The organism is Streptomyces sp. NBC_01549 (assembly GCF_026339955.1).
Taxonomy (GTDB): domain Bacteria; phylum Actinomycetota; class Actinomycetes; order Streptomycetales; family Streptomycetaceae; genus Streptomyces.
Genome location: NZ_JAPEPW010000001.1, coordinates 5,501,119 through 5,516,961 on the forward strand (window position 1 = coordinate 5,501,119; position 15,843 = coordinate 5,516,961).

At 69.9% G+C, this 15,843-nt stretch carries 13 protein-coding genes; 12 read left to right on the forward strand and 1 reads right to left on the reverse strand.

Annotated features, from left to right (window positions below; genetic code table 11):
• Positions 1-139 precede the first annotated feature (139 nt).
• Positions 140-541 (forward strand): Rieske (2Fe-2S) protein, encoded by a 402-nt coding sequence (locus OG819_RS24460; RefSeq protein ID WP_266623872.1) that lies wholly within the window; start codon positions 140-142, stop codon positions 539-541.
• 37 nt (positions 542-578) lie between these two features.
• On the opposite strand, the gene OG819_RS24465 is transcribed toward OG819_RS24460, so the two are convergent.
• Positions 579-1,526 (reverse strand): hypothetical protein, encoded by a 948-nt coding sequence (locus OG819_RS24465; RefSeq protein ID WP_266623871.1) that lies wholly within the window; start codon positions 1,524-1,526, stop codon positions 579-581.
• 292 nt (positions 1,527-1,818) lie between these two features.
• Between OG819_RS24465 and uvrC the strand changes: the two genes are divergently transcribed.
• From uvrC to OG819_RS24520, 11 genes are all read left to right on the forward strand, one after another.
• Entirely contained in the window at positions 1,819-3,960 is a 2,142-nt protein-coding gene (gene uvrC, locus OG819_RS24470) for an excinuclease ABC subunit UvrC (protein ID WP_266651160.1), read from the forward strand.
• Positions 3,957-4,970 carry an RNase adapter RapZ gene (gene rapZ, locus OG819_RS24475; protein ID WP_266415209.1) on the forward strand — a complete coding sequence of 338 codons (1,014 nt, stop codon included), beginning with the start codon at positions 3,957-3,959 and terminating at the stop codon, positions 4,968-4,970. The genes uvrC and rapZ overlap by 4 nt, the downstream gene beginning before the upstream one ends.
• A complete protein-coding gene (gene yvcK / locus OG819_RS24480) occupies positions 4,967-6,037 on the forward strand; it encodes a uridine diphosphate-N-acetylglucosamine-binding protein YvcK (RefSeq protein WP_266415211.1) in 1,071 nt (356 codons plus the stop codon). The genes rapZ and yvcK overlap by 4 nt, the downstream gene beginning before the upstream one ends.
• Complete coding sequence (gene whiA / locus OG819_RS24485; RefSeq protein ID WP_010987695.1) at positions 6,028-7,017, forward strand: DNA-binding protein WhiA; 990 nt, start codon at positions 6,028-6,030, stop codon at positions 7,015-7,017. The genes yvcK and whiA overlap by 10 nt, the downstream gene beginning before the upstream one ends.
• Before the next feature lie 163 nt (positions 7,018-7,180).
• Positions 7,181-10,138 (forward strand): M14 family metallopeptidase, encoded by a 2,958-nt coding sequence (locus OG819_RS24490; RefSeq protein WP_266651161.1) that lies wholly within the window; start codon positions 7,181-7,183, stop codon positions 10,136-10,138.
• Positions 10,139-10,327: 189 nt separating this feature from the next.
• Positions 10,328-11,338 carry a type I glyceraldehyde-3-phosphate dehydrogenase gene (gene gap, locus OG819_RS24495; protein ID WP_266415244.1) on the forward strand — a complete coding sequence of 337 codons (1,011 nt, stop codon included), beginning with the start codon at positions 10,328-10,330 and terminating at the stop codon, positions 11,336-11,338.
• 129 nt (positions 11,339-11,467) lie between these two features.
• The gene (gene pgk / locus OG819_RS24500; protein WP_266651162.1) at positions 11,468-12,679 is read left to right on the forward strand and encodes a phosphoglycerate kinase; all 1,212 of its coding nucleotides are present in this window, start codon (positions 11,468-11,470) and stop codon (positions 12,677-12,679) included.
• A gap of 6 nt (positions 12,680-12,685) precedes the next feature.
• The gene (tpiA, locus tag OG819_RS24505) at positions 12,686-13,462 is read left to right on the forward strand and encodes a triose-phosphate isomerase (protein ID WP_266623863.1); all 777 of its coding nucleotides are present in this window, start codon (positions 12,686-12,688) and stop codon (positions 13,460-13,462) included.
• Between the two features lie 131 nt (positions 13,463-13,593).
• Positions 13,594-13,824 carry a preprotein translocase subunit SecG gene (gene secG, locus OG819_RS24510; protein WP_055529234.1) on the forward strand — a complete coding sequence of 77 codons (231 nt, stop codon included), beginning with the start codon at positions 13,594-13,596 and terminating at the stop codon, positions 13,822-13,824.
• A 236-nt stretch (positions 13,825-14,060) separates the two neighbouring features.
• The gene (locus tag OG819_RS24515; RefSeq protein WP_075026247.1) at positions 14,061-14,396 is read left to right on the forward strand and encodes an RNA polymerase-binding protein RbpA; all 336 of its coding nucleotides are present in this window, start codon (positions 14,061-14,063) and stop codon (positions 14,394-14,396) included.
• 176 nt (positions 14,397-14,572) lie between these two features.
• Positions 14,573-15,841 (forward strand): MFS transporter, encoded by a 1,269-nt coding sequence (locus OG819_RS24520; protein ID WP_266651163.1) that lies wholly within the window; start codon positions 14,573-14,575, stop codon positions 15,839-15,841.
• Positions 15,842-15,843: the final 2 nt, after the last annotated feature.

A 15,843-nucleotide genomic window follows, 5' to 3' on the forward strand; every position in this document is an offset into this window, starting at 1 on the left:
GTATCGCATTCGGTACGGGACGTAAACGCTTGCGCAAACGTTTACGTCGGGTCACTCGCACCTGTGCGGACCCCCGCGATGCGGAATGAGCCGTACCGGTATCGTCGACACGCACCCGGCCTCGACCTGTGGAGACGCCATGCCTGCCCGCCGTACCGTCCTGCGAGGAGCGGCGCTCGCCCCCGTCGCCGGTATCGCCCTCAGCGCCTGCTCCGGCGGCGGTGGCGGGACACCGGCGACGCCGACCGCGCCGGTCGAGCTGGGCGCGGAGAGCGAGATCGCCAAGGGCGGCGCCCAGCTGTACCGGGAAGCGAACGTCGTGGTCAGCCGTGCCGAGAACGGCTCCCTGAAGGCGTTCAGCACGATCTGCACGCACGCCGGGTGTGCCATCAACAAGCTTCAGGGCACGACGTTGATCTGCCCGTGCCACGGCAGCGAATTCGACGCGGCGACGGGCAAGGTGCTGCAGGCCCCGGCCACCGCGCCGCTGAAGGAGCTGTCCGTGGAGGCCAAGGGCGGCAAGATCGTCGCGGGTCCCTGACGGGGCGTGCGGTGACGCCGCGTCCCCGGCTGGTCGGTCACTCCCAGTCCCAGCCGATCCCCACGATGCCCGACCGCACCCGCGGCTCGACGAGATGCACCGAGCGATGGCGCCCGCTGAGCGAGAGCTCCTGGCGGCCGCTGCGCGGCGCCGCCGCCGAGTGCTGGGTGAACCGGTGGCAGCGCACGGGCAGCGTCTCCTCGGCGAACCGCACCTGAAGGGCGTACTGCCCGCCCGGGAAGCCGAACCCGCGCACGTACTCGCTGGACGCGCCGGCCGTGCCGTCCTCGAAGCCGTAGCGGAAGAGGAACGTATCTCCTGCGCGCAGCCGCGTGTCGAAGAGCAGCTCGGCGACCAGCACTCCGGTGTCGTGGTGCCAGCGCACCCGTCCCGTCCGGCAGTTTTCCAGGGCTCGGACCGCCGTGCGTTCCGGGGCGCAGCCCGGATCGCCGTGATGGACGGCCACATAGCGGTCCACGCCGTCCTTGTAGGCCCGCACGATGTGGTGCGACTCACGCGCGAGCAGTTCGCGGTGCGCGCCTATCCGGACGAGCTCGTGGTGGCCGAGCGTGTGCAGCCCGCCGTCGAGCGGTGACTCCAGTTCGGCCAGGAGCCGCTCCAGGACGCCGGAGGCCTCCACGAGGGAGCGGTACGAGCGGCCGGTGGGACGCTGCGGGTCGCAGCGCTCGTCGGCCTTGGCGAGCAGCCGGATCAGTGACTCGTCCGGGAGCTGGAGGATCTCCTCCAGGGCGCGTACGGCGCGCAGCGACTCGGGGCGCTGCGGGCGCCGGGCGCCCTGTTGCCAGTAACTCAGGCTCGTGACCCCGACCTTGACCCCGTACCGCGACAGATGGTGCTGCACGCGCTGCAGGGGCAGGCCGCGTGCGGTGATCGCGGCGCGCAGCGCGACATGGAAGGGGCCGCCCGCCAAGGCCGTCTCCAGTTCCGCCGTGGCGACGTCCGCGTGCTGTGTGCCGTGCCGCATGCAGGGGCCTTTCTGTGAATGTTCACAACGGCTGGTCAGACCGTTGGATGTGGGTCGTCGGGGGCGCCTGGCCGGCGCGCGGGGCTTGTTCACACGCGCCTGTCGCCGTCCACGACCCCGAGTTCCCCCGCATTGAAGCGTGTTGACCAAGCCCCGACAACACCTGATACGCAACCTACTCAACCCGCCGTACCGCGCTCTGGCCGATCTGCGATCACGGTCCCGGCGGCCGAGTCCACGGGCGGGCCGGGAGATCGTCGCGGTGTCAGCCCTCGCCAGTAGGGTGTGTGACATGGCCGACCCCTCCAGCTACCGCCCCAAGCCGGGACAGATCCCGGACTCTCCCGGGGTGTACAAATTCCGCGACGAGCACCGCCGGGTGATCTACGTCGGAAAGGCGAAAAGCCTGCGCCAGCGCCTGGCCAGCTACTTCCAGGACCTGGCCGGCCTCCACCCCCGCACCCGCACCATGGTCACCACGGCCGCGTCCGTGGAGTGGACGGTGGTGTCCACGGAGGTCGAGGCGCTCCAGCTGGAGTACTCCTGGATCAAGGAGTACGACCCCCGGTTCAACGTCAAGTACCGCGACGACAAGAGCTATCCCTACCTCGCGGTGACGATGAACGAGGAGTTCCCGCGTGTGCAGGTGATGCGCGGCCACAAGCGCAAGGGCGTGCGCTATTTCGGTCCGTACGGGCACGCGTGGGCGATCCGCGACACCGTGGACCTGCTGCTGCGCGTCTTCCCGGTCCGCACCTGCTCGGCCGGCGTGTTCAAGAACGCCGCCCGCACGGGCCGCCCCTGCCTCCTCGGCTACATCGGCAAGTGCTCCGCCCCCTGCGTCGGCCGGGTCTCGGCCGAGGAACACGGTGAGCTGGCCGAGGAGTTCTGCGACTTCATGGCGGGCCGTACGGGGACGTACATCCGCCGCCTCGAGAAGCAGATGACGGACGCGGCCGAGGAGATGGAGTACGAGCGGGCGGCCCGCCTGCGCGACGACATCGAGGCCCTGAAGAAGGCCATGGAGAAGAGCGCGGTCGTGCTCGCCGACGCGACCGACGCCGACCTGATGGCCGTCGCCGAGGACGAGCTGGAAGCCGCCGTGCAGATCTTCCACGTGCGGGGCGGCCGGGTGCGCGGCCAGCGCGGCTGGGTCACCGACAAGGTGGAGGCCGTCACCACCGGTGACCTGGTCGAGCACGCGCTGCAGCAGCTCTACGGAGAGGAGACGGGCGACTCCGTCCCCAAGGAGGTGCTCGTCCCGGCACTGCCCGACCCCGTGGAGCCCGTCCAGGAGTGGCTGACCGAACGCCGCGGGTCGAACGTCTCCCTGCGCATCCCGCAGCGCGGCGACAAGAAGGCGCTCATGGAGACCGTGCAGCGCAACGCGCTCCAGGCGCTCGGTCTGCACAAGACCAAGCGCGCCTCCGACCTGACCACCCGCTCGCGCGCCCTGGAGGAGATCGCCGGAGCCCTCGACCTGGACAGTGCTCCGCTCCGGATCGAGTGCTACGACATCTCGCACCTCCAGGGTGACGACGTGGTCGCCTCCATGGTCGTCTTCGAGGACGGACTGCAGCGCAAGAGCGAGTACCGGCGCTTCCAGATCAAGGGCTTCGAGGGCCAGGACGACGTCCGCTCCATGCACGAGGTGATCACCCGCCGCTTCAGGCGCTATCTCGCTGAGAAGGAGCGCACGGGCGAGTGGACGGACGGCGAGAACGCCTCCACCGAAGGCGCCTCCGCCGAAGGAGCCACCCAAGGCAACGCCACGCCGGAGAGCGCCATCCTGGAGAGCGACACCACGGGGAACGCCTTCGCGGGGAACGCCTTCACCGAGGACGACGGCCGTCCCAAGCGCTTCGCCTACCCCCCGCAGCTCGTCGTCGTCGACGGTGGCCAGCCGCAGGTCGCGGCCGCCAAGAAGGCCCTCGACGAACTGGGCATCGACGACATCGCCGTCTGCGGCCTCGCCAAGCGTCTCGAGGAGGTCTGGCTGCCGGACGAGGACGACCCGGTGGTCCTGCCCCGCACCAGCGAGGGCCTGTACCTGCTCCAGCGGGTCCGTGACGAGGCCCACCGCTTCGCCATCACCTACCAGCGCACCAAGCGGGCCAAGCGATTCAGGGCGAGCCCGCTGGACGAGGTGGCGGGCCTCGGCGAGACCCGCAAGCAGGCGCTGATCAAGCACTTCGGCTCGGTGAAAAAGCTGCGATCCGCGACCATCGACCAGATCTGCGAGGTCCCCGGCATAGGCCGCAAGACGGCCGCGGCGGTCGCCGTGGCCCTCGCCCAGGCGGCTCCGGCCGCACCCGCCGTGAACACGGCGACTGGAGAGATCATGGAAGACGAGGAGCCCGGGACCACCACGGACTCCCCGGAGGAGCCCGTGTCCGCGGGCGCCTCACACGAGCGACGGGGGCAGGAGACATGAGCGACAACGAGCGACAAGAGAACCCACCACAGACCGGACAACCGGCCGGGCAACCGGCCGGACCGCAGACCGGACAGACGGCCGAACCACAGGCCGACGACGAGACCCAGGGGGGTACGACGATGGAGACGCCCGCGGTGCCCGAAGCCGCCATCCCCGAGCTGGTGATCATCTCCGGGATGTCCGGGGCGGGCCGGTCGACGGCCGCCAAGTGTCTGGAGGACCTCGGCTGGTTCGTCGTCGACAACCTGCCGCCCGCGCTGATCCCCACCATGGTGGAGCTCGGCGCCCGCTCCCAGGGCAACGTGGCGAGGATCGCGGTCGTCGTCGACGTACGCGGCCGCCGCTTCTTCGACAACCTCCGCGAGTCCCTCGCTGACCTGGAGGCGAAGAACGTCACCCGCAGGATCGTCTTCCTGGAGTCCTCCGACGAGGCCCTGGTGCGCCGCTTCGAGTCCGTGCGCCGCCCGCACCCCCTCCAGGGCGACGGCCGCATCGTCGACGGCATCGACGCCGAGCGCGAGCTGCTGCGCGAGCTGCGCGGCGACGCCGACCTGGTCATCGACACCTCCAGCCTGAACGTGCACGAGCTGCGCGCCAAGATGGACGCCCAGTTCGCCGGCGAGGAGGAGCCCGAGCTGCGGGCCACCGTCATGTCCTTCGGCTTCAAGTACGGCCTTCCGGTCGACGCCGACCTGGTCGTGGACATGCGCTTCCTGCCCAACCCGCACTGGGTCCCGGAGCTGCGCCCCTTCACGGGCTTGAACGAGGAGGTCTCGGCGTACGTCTTCAACCAGCCGGGCGCCAAGGAGTTCCTCGACCGCTACACAGAGCTGCTCCAGCTCATCGCCGCCGGCTACCGCCGCGAGGGCAAGCGCTATGTGACCATCGCGGTCGGCTGCACCGGCGGCAAGCACCGCTCGGTCGCCACCTCCGAGAAGCTCGCCGCCCGCCTCGCCTCGCAGGGCGTGGAGACCGTGGTCGTTCACCGGGACATGGGGCGCGAGTGACCGGACGTGCCGCACTGCGGCTGAGCAGGCTGCGCCGGGTCGCCTCCGAGGGACGCGGCGACAGGCCCGTCGAGGCGCGCGGTGGGAAGCCGCGCCGCCGCGGCGCCCAGCCCAAGGTCGTCGCCCTCGGCGGCGGCATGGGGCTGTCCGCCTCGCTCGCCGCGCTGCGCCGGATCACCGGCGACCTCACCGCCGTCGTCACCGTGGCCGACGACGGCGGCTCCAGCGGGCGGCTGCGCGACGAGCTGGGCGTGCTGCCGCCCGGCGACCTGCGCAAGGCCCTGGCCGCGCTGTGCGGCGACGACGACTGGGGCCAGACCTGGGCCCGCGTCATCCAGCACCGTTTCCAGTCCCAGGGCGATCTGCACGAGCACGCGGTCGGCAATCTGCTGATCGTGGCCCTGTGGGAACAGCTCGGCGACCATGTCCAGGCCCTGGACCTGGTCGGCAGGCTCCTCGGCGCGCACGGCCGGGTGCTGCCCATGTCCGCCGTGCCCCTGGAGCTCCAGGCCCTGGTCAAGGGGCACGACCCGGAGCGGCCCGAGGACGTGGACACGGTACGGGGACAGGCGACCGTGGCCCTCACCCCCGGCGAGGTGCAGTCCGTGCACGTCGTCCCCGCCGACCCGCCGGCCGTCCCCGAGGCCGTGGCGGCGGTCCTCGACGCCGACTGGGTGGTGCTGGGCCCCGGCTCCTGGTTCTCCTCGGTGATTCCGCACCTTCTGGTGCCCGAGCTGCTCGATGCGCTCACCGAGACGAAGGCGCGCCGGGTACTCTCCCTGAACCTCGCCCCGCAGCCCGGAGAAACCGAGGGCTTCTCCCCGCAGCGTCATTTGGAGGTTTTGGGACGACACGCCCCTAAACTCGCCCTGGACGTGGTGCTGGCCGACGAGGCCGCCGTGCCCGATCGCGACTCACTCACCGACGCCGCCAAGCGGTTCGGCGCCGCGGTCGAGCTGGCGCCGGTGGCCCGGACCGACGGATCTCCGCGGCACGACCCGGAGCTGTTGGCCGCCGCGTACGACCGTATTTTTCGGATGCATGGAAGGATCGGCCCATGGCGATGACGGCAGCGGTGAAGGATGAAATTTCCCGGCTCCCCGTCACCCGGACCTGCTGCAGAAAGGCGGAGGTCTCCGCCATTCTGCGGTTCGCCGGCGGCCTCCACCTGGTGAGCGGCCGGATTGTGATCGAGGCGGAGCTGGACACCGCGATGGCGGCGCGCCGGCTGAAGCGGGACATTCTGGAGATCTTCGGTCACAGCTCCGAACTGATCGTGATGGCGCCCGGCGGTCTGCGCCGCGGCTCCCGCTATGTCGTACGCGTCGTCGCGGGCGGCGACCAGCTGGCCCGCCAGACGGGGCTGGTGGACGGCCGTGGCCGCCCGATCCGGGGCCTCCCGCCGCAGGTGGTCTCGGGGGCCACCTGCGACGCCGAGGCGGCCTGGCGCGGGGCCTTCCTGGCGCACGGCTCGCTCACCGAGCCGGGTCGCTCCTCCTCCCTGGAGGTGACCTGCCCGGGTCCGGAGGCCGCGCTCGCGCTCGTCGGCGCCGCCCGTCGGCTGTCGATCGCGGCGAAGGCCCGCGAGGTGCGCGGCGTGGACCGCGTGGTCGTACGCGACGGAGACGCGATCGGCGCGCTGCTCACCCGCCTCGGGGCGCACGAGTCGGTGCTGGCCTGGGAGGAGCGGCGGATGCGCCGCGAGGTCCGCGCCACGGCGAACCGGCTCGCCAACTTCGACGACGCCAACCTGCGCCGCTCGGCCCGCGCCGCGGTCGCCGCGGGGGCGCGTGTGCAGCGCGCCCTGGAGATCCTCGCGGACGAGGTGCCGGAGCACCTCGCGGCCGCCGGACGGCTGCGCATGGAGCACAAGCAGGCCTCCCTGGAGGAGCTGGGCGCGCTCGCCGACCCGCCGCTGACCAAGGACGCCGTCGCCGGCCGGATCCGTCGGCTGCTCGCGATGGCCGACAAGCGGGCCCAGGACCTTGGCATTCCCGGGACGGAGTCGAACCTCACCGAGGAGATGGCGGACAACCTCGCGGGCTGACCGGTCCGATCGATCGTCAGAAGCCCAACACGCCGGTGCCGATGCCCACTTGGGGCATCGGCACCGGCGTTCGCGTTCCTGTGAGGCGCCCTTGACTTGACCATGAAGTGTCATGAGCCTGGCATCTGTTCGCTGCTGTGGCGGACTGACGCAAGGGGGGCTCATGAGACGAAGAGCGAGAGCGATCCTCGCTACGGGCGCACTCGTGCTGGGCGGTGCGGGCATGGCACCCATCGCCCAGGCGCAGAACGGCGGTTCACCCAAGCCCGACGCGAACGCCGTCAAGGTGTTCCACGCCGAGATCACGAAGCAGCAGATACCCCTGCTGCTCGCGGCCGGGCAGGACGGCCACGAACTCGGCGACACGACGTGGAAGAACGGCAGAAGCACGGTCGAGGTCTACGTCACCGACCAGCAGGCCAAGAAGCTGGAGAAACAGGGCGTCGAGCTCACCGAGCACACCCTGACGGCCAAGGCCGAGGCACGGGTGGAGGACGCGGCCCAGGGCGTGTTCCGCCCGTACAGCGGCAAGGGCAATCTCCAGGAGGAGATCGTCAACACCGGCGCCGCCCACCCCGACCTCACCAAGGTCGTCTCCATCGGCAAGACGATCAACGGCCAGGACATCCTCGCGCTCAAACTGACCAAGGGCGCGAAGAAGACGAAGGACGGCTCGAAGCCCTCCGTGCTGTACATGTCCAACCAGCACGCGCGCGAGTGGATCACGCCCGAGATGACGCGGCGTCTGATGCACTACTACTTGGACAACTACTCCACGAACAAACGCGTCAAGAAGATCGTCGACTCCACCGAGCTGTGGTTCGTGCTGTCGGCCAACCCCGACGGCTACGACTACACGTTCAAGGACGCCGACGCCCGCCAGTGGCGCAAGAATCTGCGGGACGTGAACGGCGACGGGGTCATCTCCACCGGTGACGGCGTCGACCTCAACCGCAACTTCGCCTACAAGTGGGGCTACGACGACGAGGGTTCGTCACCCAGCCCCACCAGTGAGACCTACCGTGGCGCGAGCCCCAGTTCCGAGCCCGAGACCAAGGCGCTCGACGCCTTCGAGAAGCGGATCGGCTTCACGTACGGCATCAACTACCACTCCGCCGCCGAACTGCTCCTCTACGGAGTGGGCTGGCAGGTGGCGACGCCCACCCCGGACGACGTGCTCTACAAGGCGCTCGCCGGAACCCCCGAGAACTCCGCGATCCCGGGCTACCACCCCCAGGTCTCCTCGGAGCTCTACACGACCAACGGCGAGGCGGACGGCCACGCGGGCAACGTCAACGGCATGGCGATGTTCACCCCCGAGATGTCGACCTGTCAGACCGCCTCGGACATCGACCCGAACGACGCCTGGAACACGGCCGACTGCGCCTCGGTCTTCACCTTCCCGGACGACGAGAAGCTGATCGAGCAGGAGTTCGAGAAGAACGTCCCGTTCGCGCTCTCCGTCGCCGAGACCGCGGCCCACCCCGACCAGCCGTCGTCCTCGGTGGGCCTCGACGCGCCCGACTTCACCCCGGCCCCCTTCACGACGTCGTACTCCCGCGGCGCCGACCAGGAGGTCTCCGTCGTCGTCCGCAAGTCCGTACGCGACAAGGAGCTCAAGTACCGCGTCAACGGCGGCCGTACGCTGGACATGGCGCTCAAGGCCTGGAAGGGCGGCGAGACCTACGGCGGCACGGACAACCTCTACTTCGACGAGTATCGCGCCAAGGTGAAGGACGGCGACCCCGGCGACAAGGTCGAGGTGTGGTTCACCGGTGAGACCAAGAGCGGCAAGAAGACATCCAGCACGCACTTCACGTACACCGTGGCCCAGCGCCCCGGCGCCGACACGCTGGTCGTCGCCGAGGAGGGCGCGACCGCCACACAGTCCCAGGCCTACGTCGACGCCCTGAAGGCCAACGGCAAGAAGCCCCTCGTCTGGGACGTGGCGACCCTGGGCGCACCCGACGCGCTCGGCGTGCTCGACCACTTCAGGACGGTCGTCCACTACACCGGCGCCGCCCGGCCGGGCAACGCCACCCAGCTCCAGCTCCGCGCCTTCCTCAACGAGGGCGGCAAGCTGATCGAGGCGGGCGAGCAGGCCGGCGGCAACGTCGACCTCGGCGGCGGCACCCTTTCGAACGACTTCAGCCAGTACTACCTGGGCGCCTACTCTCGTACGTCCACCCCGGGGGCCAACGGATTCACCGGCTCCGGGAAGCTCACCGGCTTCACGGGGGCGCTCGGTGACACGCCCGGCAACCCGCTGAACGCCGCGGGTACCTACGGCGTCACCTCGGACTCGCTGGCCCCCGCGCAGTACCCGCAGTTCGCGTCGAGCGCGGGAGCGGGCCAGTTCGCCGGGACCGTCAACCCGTACGGGCCCTACGCGGGCTCGTACATGGCCGCCGCCGTGCACACCGACGACGCCTACAAGCGCCTCACCCGGACCATCGACCTCACCGGTGTCAGCGCCGCCGACAAGCCGACGCTGCGCACCCAGCTCCTGTGGGACACCGAGCCCGGCTACGACCACGCGGTGCTCGAGGCACACACCACCGGGGCCGACGACTGGACGACGCTCCCCGAGGCGGGCGGCGCCACCAGCGCCACGGTGCCCGCGGAGTGCGAGGCCGGATTCCTGGTCAGGGAGCACCCCTTCCTCAAGCACTACCTGACCGTGAGCTCCGCCGGCTGCGCCAACACCGGTACCAGCGGCGCGTGGAACAGCTTCACCGGCGCCTCCAGCGGCTGGCAGCAGGTCAACTTCGACCTCAGCGCGTACGCCGGCAAGTCGGTCGAGGTGTCGCTGAGCTACATCACCGACCCGAACACCGGTGGTCACGGCGTCCTCGCGGACAACGCCTCCCTCGTCGTCGGCGGGGCGGCCACCGACACCGAGGGCTTCGAGACCTCCCTCGGACCCTGGAGTGCCTCGGGGCCGCCCCCGGGCAGCCCCGCCGTGCTCAAGGACTGGGCGCGCTACGGAGAGTTGTTCAAGACGTATGGCGGCATCACCACCGACGACACGGTGCTGCTGGGCTTCGGCCTCGAGCACGTCACCGCGGCGGCCGACCGTGCGGCCCTCGTCAAGAAGGCGCTCGGGGCGCTGAACGGCTAACCCTGTGTGACTATCTCGTCAACATCGAGGGTGTTCCGTACCCCTACTGGTGGGTACGGAACACCCTGCCGTGTATGGGGCATCTCGATGTCACCGCAGACGCTTCAGGGAGGTAGGGTCGTAGGCGGTCGGGGACATCCCATACAACTCGCCGGCACTGAGTCGGCGTACCAACGAGGAGATCGGTTCGTGACGATCCGCGTAGGCATCAACGGCTTTGGCCGCATCGGTCGTAACTACTTCCGCGCGCTGCTGGAGCAGGGTGCTGACATCGAGATCGTGGCTGTCAACGACCTGGGTGACACCGCGACCACTGCTCACCTTCTGAAGTACGACACCATCCTGGGCCGCCTCAAGGCCGAGGTGTCGCACACCGCCGACACGATCACCGTCGACGGCCACACCATCAAGGTGCTCTCCGAGCGCAACCCCGCCGACATCCCGTGGGGCGAGCTGGGCGTCGACATCGTCATCGAGTCGACCGGCATCTTCACCAAGAAGGCCGACGCCGAGAAGCACATCGCCGGCGGCGCCAAGAAGGTCCTGATCTCGGCTCCGGCCAAGGACGAGGACATCACCATCGTGATGGGCGTCAACCAGGACAAGTACGACCCGGCGAACCACCACGTCATCTCCAACGCCTCCTGCACCACCAACTGTGTGGCGCCGATGGCCAAGGTGCTCGACGAGAACTTCGGCATCGTCAAGGGCCTGATGACGACGGTCCACGCGTACACGAACGACCAGCGCATCCTGGACTTCCCGCACTCGGACCTGCGTCGCGCCCGCGCCGCCGCCGAGAACATCATCCCGACCACGACCGGCGCCGCCAAGGCCACCGCCCTGGTCCTCCCGCAGCTCAAGGGCAAGCTGGACGGCATCGCCATGCGCGTCCCGGTCCCGACCGGTTCGGCCACCGACCTGGTCGTGCAGCTGCAGCGCGAGGTCACCAAGGACGAGGTCAACGCCGCGTTCAAGAAGGCCTCAGACGACGGCGACCTCAAGGGCTACCTGTCGTACACCGAGGACCCGATCGTCTCCTCGGACATCGTCGGCGACCCGGCCTCCTGCACCTTCGACTCCTCCCTGACCATGGTCCAGGAGGGCAACTCGGTGAAGATCCTCGGCTGGTACGACAACGAGTGGGGCTACTCCAACCGCCTCGTCGACCTCACGGTCTTCGTCGGCGGCCAGCTCTAAGTCCCGGAGCAGGCACCTCTGATGTGAGAGCAGGGCTCGGGCAGCGCACAGCCGCGTTGTCCGAGCCCTGCTCTGTGCACGGATCGATCCAGCCCTCCCGGACAACAGAGCCCTCCTAGGAGTCACCTCATGAAGACGATCGACGAACTTCTCGCCGAAGGTGTGGACGGCAAGCGGGTCTTCGTCCGCGCCGACCTGAACGTGCCGCTGGCCGACGGCCTCATCACCGACGACGGCCGTATCCGCGCCGTCCTGCCCACCATCAAGGCGCTGACCGAAGCGGGCGCCAAGGTGGTCGTCGCCTCGCACCTGGGCCGCCCCAAGGGCGCCCCGGACCCGGCGTTCTCCCTGCTGCAGCCCGCCGAGCGCCTCGGTGAACTGCTGGGCGCCCCCGTGGCGTTCGCCCAGGACACCGTCGGCCCCGCCGCCCACGACGCCGTGAACGGCCTCCAGCCGGGCCAGGTCGCCGTGGTCGAGAACCTGCGCTTCAACCCGGGCGAGACGTCCAAGGACGACACCGAGCGCGGCGAGTTCGCCGACCAGCTCGCCGCCCTGGCCGACGTCTACGTAGGCGACGGTTTCGGTGCCGTGCACCGCAAGCACGCCTCCGTCTACGACCTCCCGGCGCGCCTTCCGCACTACGCGGGCTACCTCATCGCCACCGAGGTCAACGTCCTGAAGAAGCTCACCGAGGCCGTCAAGCGCCCCTACGTCGTCGCGCTCGGCGGCGCCAAGGTCTCCGACAAGCTCGCCGTCATCGACCAGCTGCTCGGCAAGGCCGACCGTCTGCTCATCGGCGGTGGTATGGCGTACACCTTCCTCAAGGCCAAGGGCTACGAGGTCGGCATCTCCCTCCTCCAGGAGGACCAGGTCCCGGCCGTCAAGGAGTACATGGAACGCGCGGAGAAGAACGGCGTCGAGCTGGTCCTCCCCGTCGACGTCCTGGTCGCCCCGGAGTTCCCGGACCTGAAGACCAAGGCCCCGGCCAACCCCACCACCGTCGCCGCGGACGCCATCCCCGCCGACCAGGAGGGCCTGGACATCGGTCCGGAGACCCGCAAGCTGTACGCCTCGAAGCTCGCCGACGCGGCCACCGTCTTCTGGAACGGTCCGATGGGCGTCTTCGAGCACCCCGACTACGCCGAGGGCACCAAGGCGGTCGCCCAGGCCCTCGTCGAATCCCCGGCCTTCACGGTCGTCGGCGGTGGCGACTCCGCCGCGGCCGTCCGCATCCTGGGCTTCGACGAGAAGGCATTCGGTCACATCTCGACCGGTGGCGGCGCCTCCCTCGAATACCTCGAGGGCAAGACGCTCCCCGGCCTCGCCGCACTGGAGGACTGACCCCGCATGACGACCCGTATGCCGCTCATGGCGGGCAACTGGAAGATGAACCTCAACCACCTCGAGGCCATCGCGCACGTCCAGAAGCTCGCCTTCGCCCTGGCCGACAAGGACTACGAGGCCTGTGAGGTCGCCGTCCTGCCGCCCTTCACCGACCTGCGCTCCGTGCAGACCCTGGTCGACGGCGACAAGCTCAAGATCAAGTACGGCGCGCAGGACCTCTCGGCGCAGGACTCCGGTGCCTACACCGGCGAGATCTCGGGCTCGATGCTGTCCAAGCTGAAGTGCACGTACGTGGCGATCGGCCACTCCGAGCGCCGGCAGTACCACAACGAGACCGACGAGATCGTCAACGCCAAGGTCAAGGCCGCCTTCAGGCACGGCCTGACCCCGATCCTGTGCGTCGGCGAGGAGCTGGACATCCGCGAGGCGGGCAACCACGTCGCGCACACGCTCTCCCAGGTCGACGGGGGTCTCAAGGACGTACCCGCCGAGCAGGTCGAGTCGATCGTGATCGCGTACGAGCCGGTCTGGGCCATCGGCACCGGCAAGGTCTGCGGCTCCGACGACGCCCAGGAGGTCTGCGCGGCGATCCGTGCCCGGCTGGCCGAGCTGTACTCCCAGGAAGTGGCCGACCAGGTCCGCATCCAGTACGGCGGCTCCGTGAAGTCCGGCAATGTCGCCGAGATCATGGCGAAGCCCGACATCGACGGCGCCCTGGTCGGCGGTGCCTCCCTGGACGCCGACGAGTTCGTCAAGATCGTCCGCTTCCGCGACCAGTAAGTATGCGCTAGCGGCGATTCGTCGTACCCTTGCGGGGGTCGTGGCCTTCGGAGTGGGCTCGGTGTGCTCACCCAGTAGGCTTCGGCCCCCGTCGTCCGTTCAGTTCCGAGGAAGTTGGTCCAGCCGTGGTTTTGGGGTTCTCGATCGCCCTGATCGTCTTCAGCCTGCTGCTGATGCTGCTTGTGCTGATGCACAAGGGGAAGGGCGGCGGCCTCTCCGACATGTTCGGTGGCGGCATGCAGTCGTCCGTCGGTGGCTCCTCGGTCGCCGAGCGCAACCTCGACCGCATCACCGTGGTGCTCGGTCTGCTCTGGTTCGCGTGCATTGTCGTGCTCGGCATCCTGATGAAGGTCAACAACTGATCACCGACCGACATCGGTACGGCAGCACAACTGCACATTAGGCAAGCACATTCCGCACGTAAGGCCCCATGTCCGGTACGCGCCCCCAGGCGCGGCCTATCATGGGGCTTGCGTCTAGGGGCGGGGGTGTAACTCCAATCACTGGACGCGCGTTGGGCCTTACGTAGACTGAGGCGCTCGCAGCGAAGCGTCACGCCGACTCGCTTCGCGGCACCATCACGCAGGGAGTTACGACCGTGGCAAGTGGCAACGCGATCCGAGGAAGCCGGGTCGGGGCGGGGCCGATGGGCGAGGCCGAGCGCGGCGAGTCCGCGCCGCGGCTTCGCATCTCCTTCTGGTGCTCCAACGGGCACGAGACGGTGCCCAGCTTCGCCAGCGACGCGCAGGTTCCCGAGACCTGGGACTGCCCGCGCTGCGGCTTTCCCGCCGGACAGGACCAGGACAACCCGCCGGACCCGCCGCGCACCGAGCCGTACAAGACGCACCTCGCGTACGTACGGGAGCGGCGCAGCGACGCGGACGGCGAGGCGATCCTCGCCGAGGCGCTCGCCAAACTGCGGGGCGAGATCTAGGAATTGAGAACCGGCCGGGCACCGAGGTGCCTGGCCGGATGTGTTTCGTACGCCGGGCCGCGCACGGGCGCACCGCCGTGCCGACCGGCGCGCGGAGCGTCCGCGGCGCCGCCGCGAGGCCGATTGTCAGTGGTGCGCTCTACGGTTCTTGAAGTGGCGGAACCGGAGGGGGCGTTGTGACGACGGTCGAGGCGGCGGGGGTGCGGGCACCCGCGTGGCGCGGGGGGTTCGGGCGGTTGTGGAGCGCGGCGCTGGTGTCGCGTTTCGGGGACGCCCTGCGCACCGCCGCGCTGCCGCTGCTCGCCGTGCGGCTCACGGACGATCCGCTCGTCATCGCCTCCGTCACGGCCTGCGGCTACCTCCCCTGGCTCCTCTTCGGGCTGCTGGGCGGCGCGGTCGCGGACCGGGTGGACCAGCGGCGGGCGATGTGGGCCGTCGACACCGTACGTGGCGGGCTGGTGGCCTGCTTCGCCCTCGCCGTCGGGCTCGGGCACGCCACGGTCGGCCTGCTGATCGCGCTCGCCTTCGCCCTGACCACCTTCCAGACGCTGTTCGACAACGCGTCCACGGCCCTGCTGCCCTCCCTGGTGGACAAAGAGACCCTGGGCAGCGCCAATGCCCGGCTGATGACCGGCCAGCAGTTCGCCGGCGGCTTCCTGGCCGGCCCCTTCGTGCCGCTGCTGCTCACTCTCGGGGCCGCCGCGCCGTTCGCTGCCGACGCGGCGACCTATCTGCTGGCGGCGGCCCTCGTGGCCTCCCTGCGGATCCGGGCGCCCGAGCGGGAGCCCCGGCCCGCCGGGAGCACCCTGCGGGCGGAGGTGGCGGAAGGAGTGCGCGCCCTGTGGCACGACAGGGCGTTGCGCGCGGTCTGCGTGGCCACACTCCTGTGCAACATCGGCATGGGCGCCCTGATCGCCACGCTGGTCCTGCACGTGACCGGCTGGCTGCACGCGGGAAACGCGGGCTTCGCGGCCGCGATGACGGCCTACTCGGCCGGGTCCCTGGCCGGGGGAGTGCCGGCCCAGTGGATCGCGCGCCGGATCGGACGGGTACGGAGCCTGTTCCTGTGCGCATGCGTCCAGACGGCGGCCCTGGTACTCCTCGGCACCGTCCGCCACCTGGGTGCACTCCTTGTGGCGATGGCGCTGCTCGGAGTGATGGGCATGGTGTGGAACGTCAACCAGGTCACGCTGATGCAGCAGCGCAGCCCGGCAGCCATGGTGGGCCGCGTCAGCTCCGCGTTCCGCACCGCCTCCACCTCCGGGGCCCCGCTCGGCGCCCTGCTCGGCGGCACCGTGGCGGGGGCCTACGGGCTGAACGCGCCAGCGCTGTTCGCGGCCGTCCTCTTCGCGCTCGCCGCCACCTCGCTGATACTCGCGCGTCCGGCGGACGTATCTGTTGTTGAGCCGGACGACGGCGCTACGACAGCTCACGTCAAGCCCTGATC

Coding starts and splice junctions, on each gene's coding strand:
- OG819_RS24460 (WP_266623872.1), top strand. CDS start 140: ATGCCTGCCCGCCGTACCGTCCTGCGAGGAGCGGCGCTCGCCCCCGTC.
- OG819_RS24465 (WP_266623871.1), bottom strand. CDS start 1,526: ATGCGGCACGGCACACAGCACGCGGACGTCGCCACGGCGGAACTGGAG.
- uvrC (WP_266651160.1), top strand. CDS start 1,819: ATGGCCGACCCCTCCAGCTACCGCCCCAAGCCGGGACAGATCCCGGAC.
- rapZ (WP_266415209.1), top strand. CDS start 3,957: ATGAGCGACAACGAGCGACAAGAGAACCCACCACAGACCGGACAACCG.
- whiA (WP_010987695.1), top strand. CDS start 6,028: ATGGCGATGACGGCAGCGGTGAAGGATGAAATTTCCCGGCTCCCCGTC.
- OG819_RS24490 (WP_266651161.1), top strand. CDS start 7,181: ATGAGACGAAGAGCGAGAGCGATCCTCGCTACGGGCGCACTCGTGCTG.
- pgk (WP_266651162.1), top strand. CDS start 11,468: ATGAAGACGATCGACGAACTTCTCGCCGAAGGTGTGGACGGCAAGCGG.
- tpiA (WP_266623863.1), top strand. CDS start 12,686: ATGACGACCCGTATGCCGCTCATGGCGGGCAACTGGAAGATGAACCTC.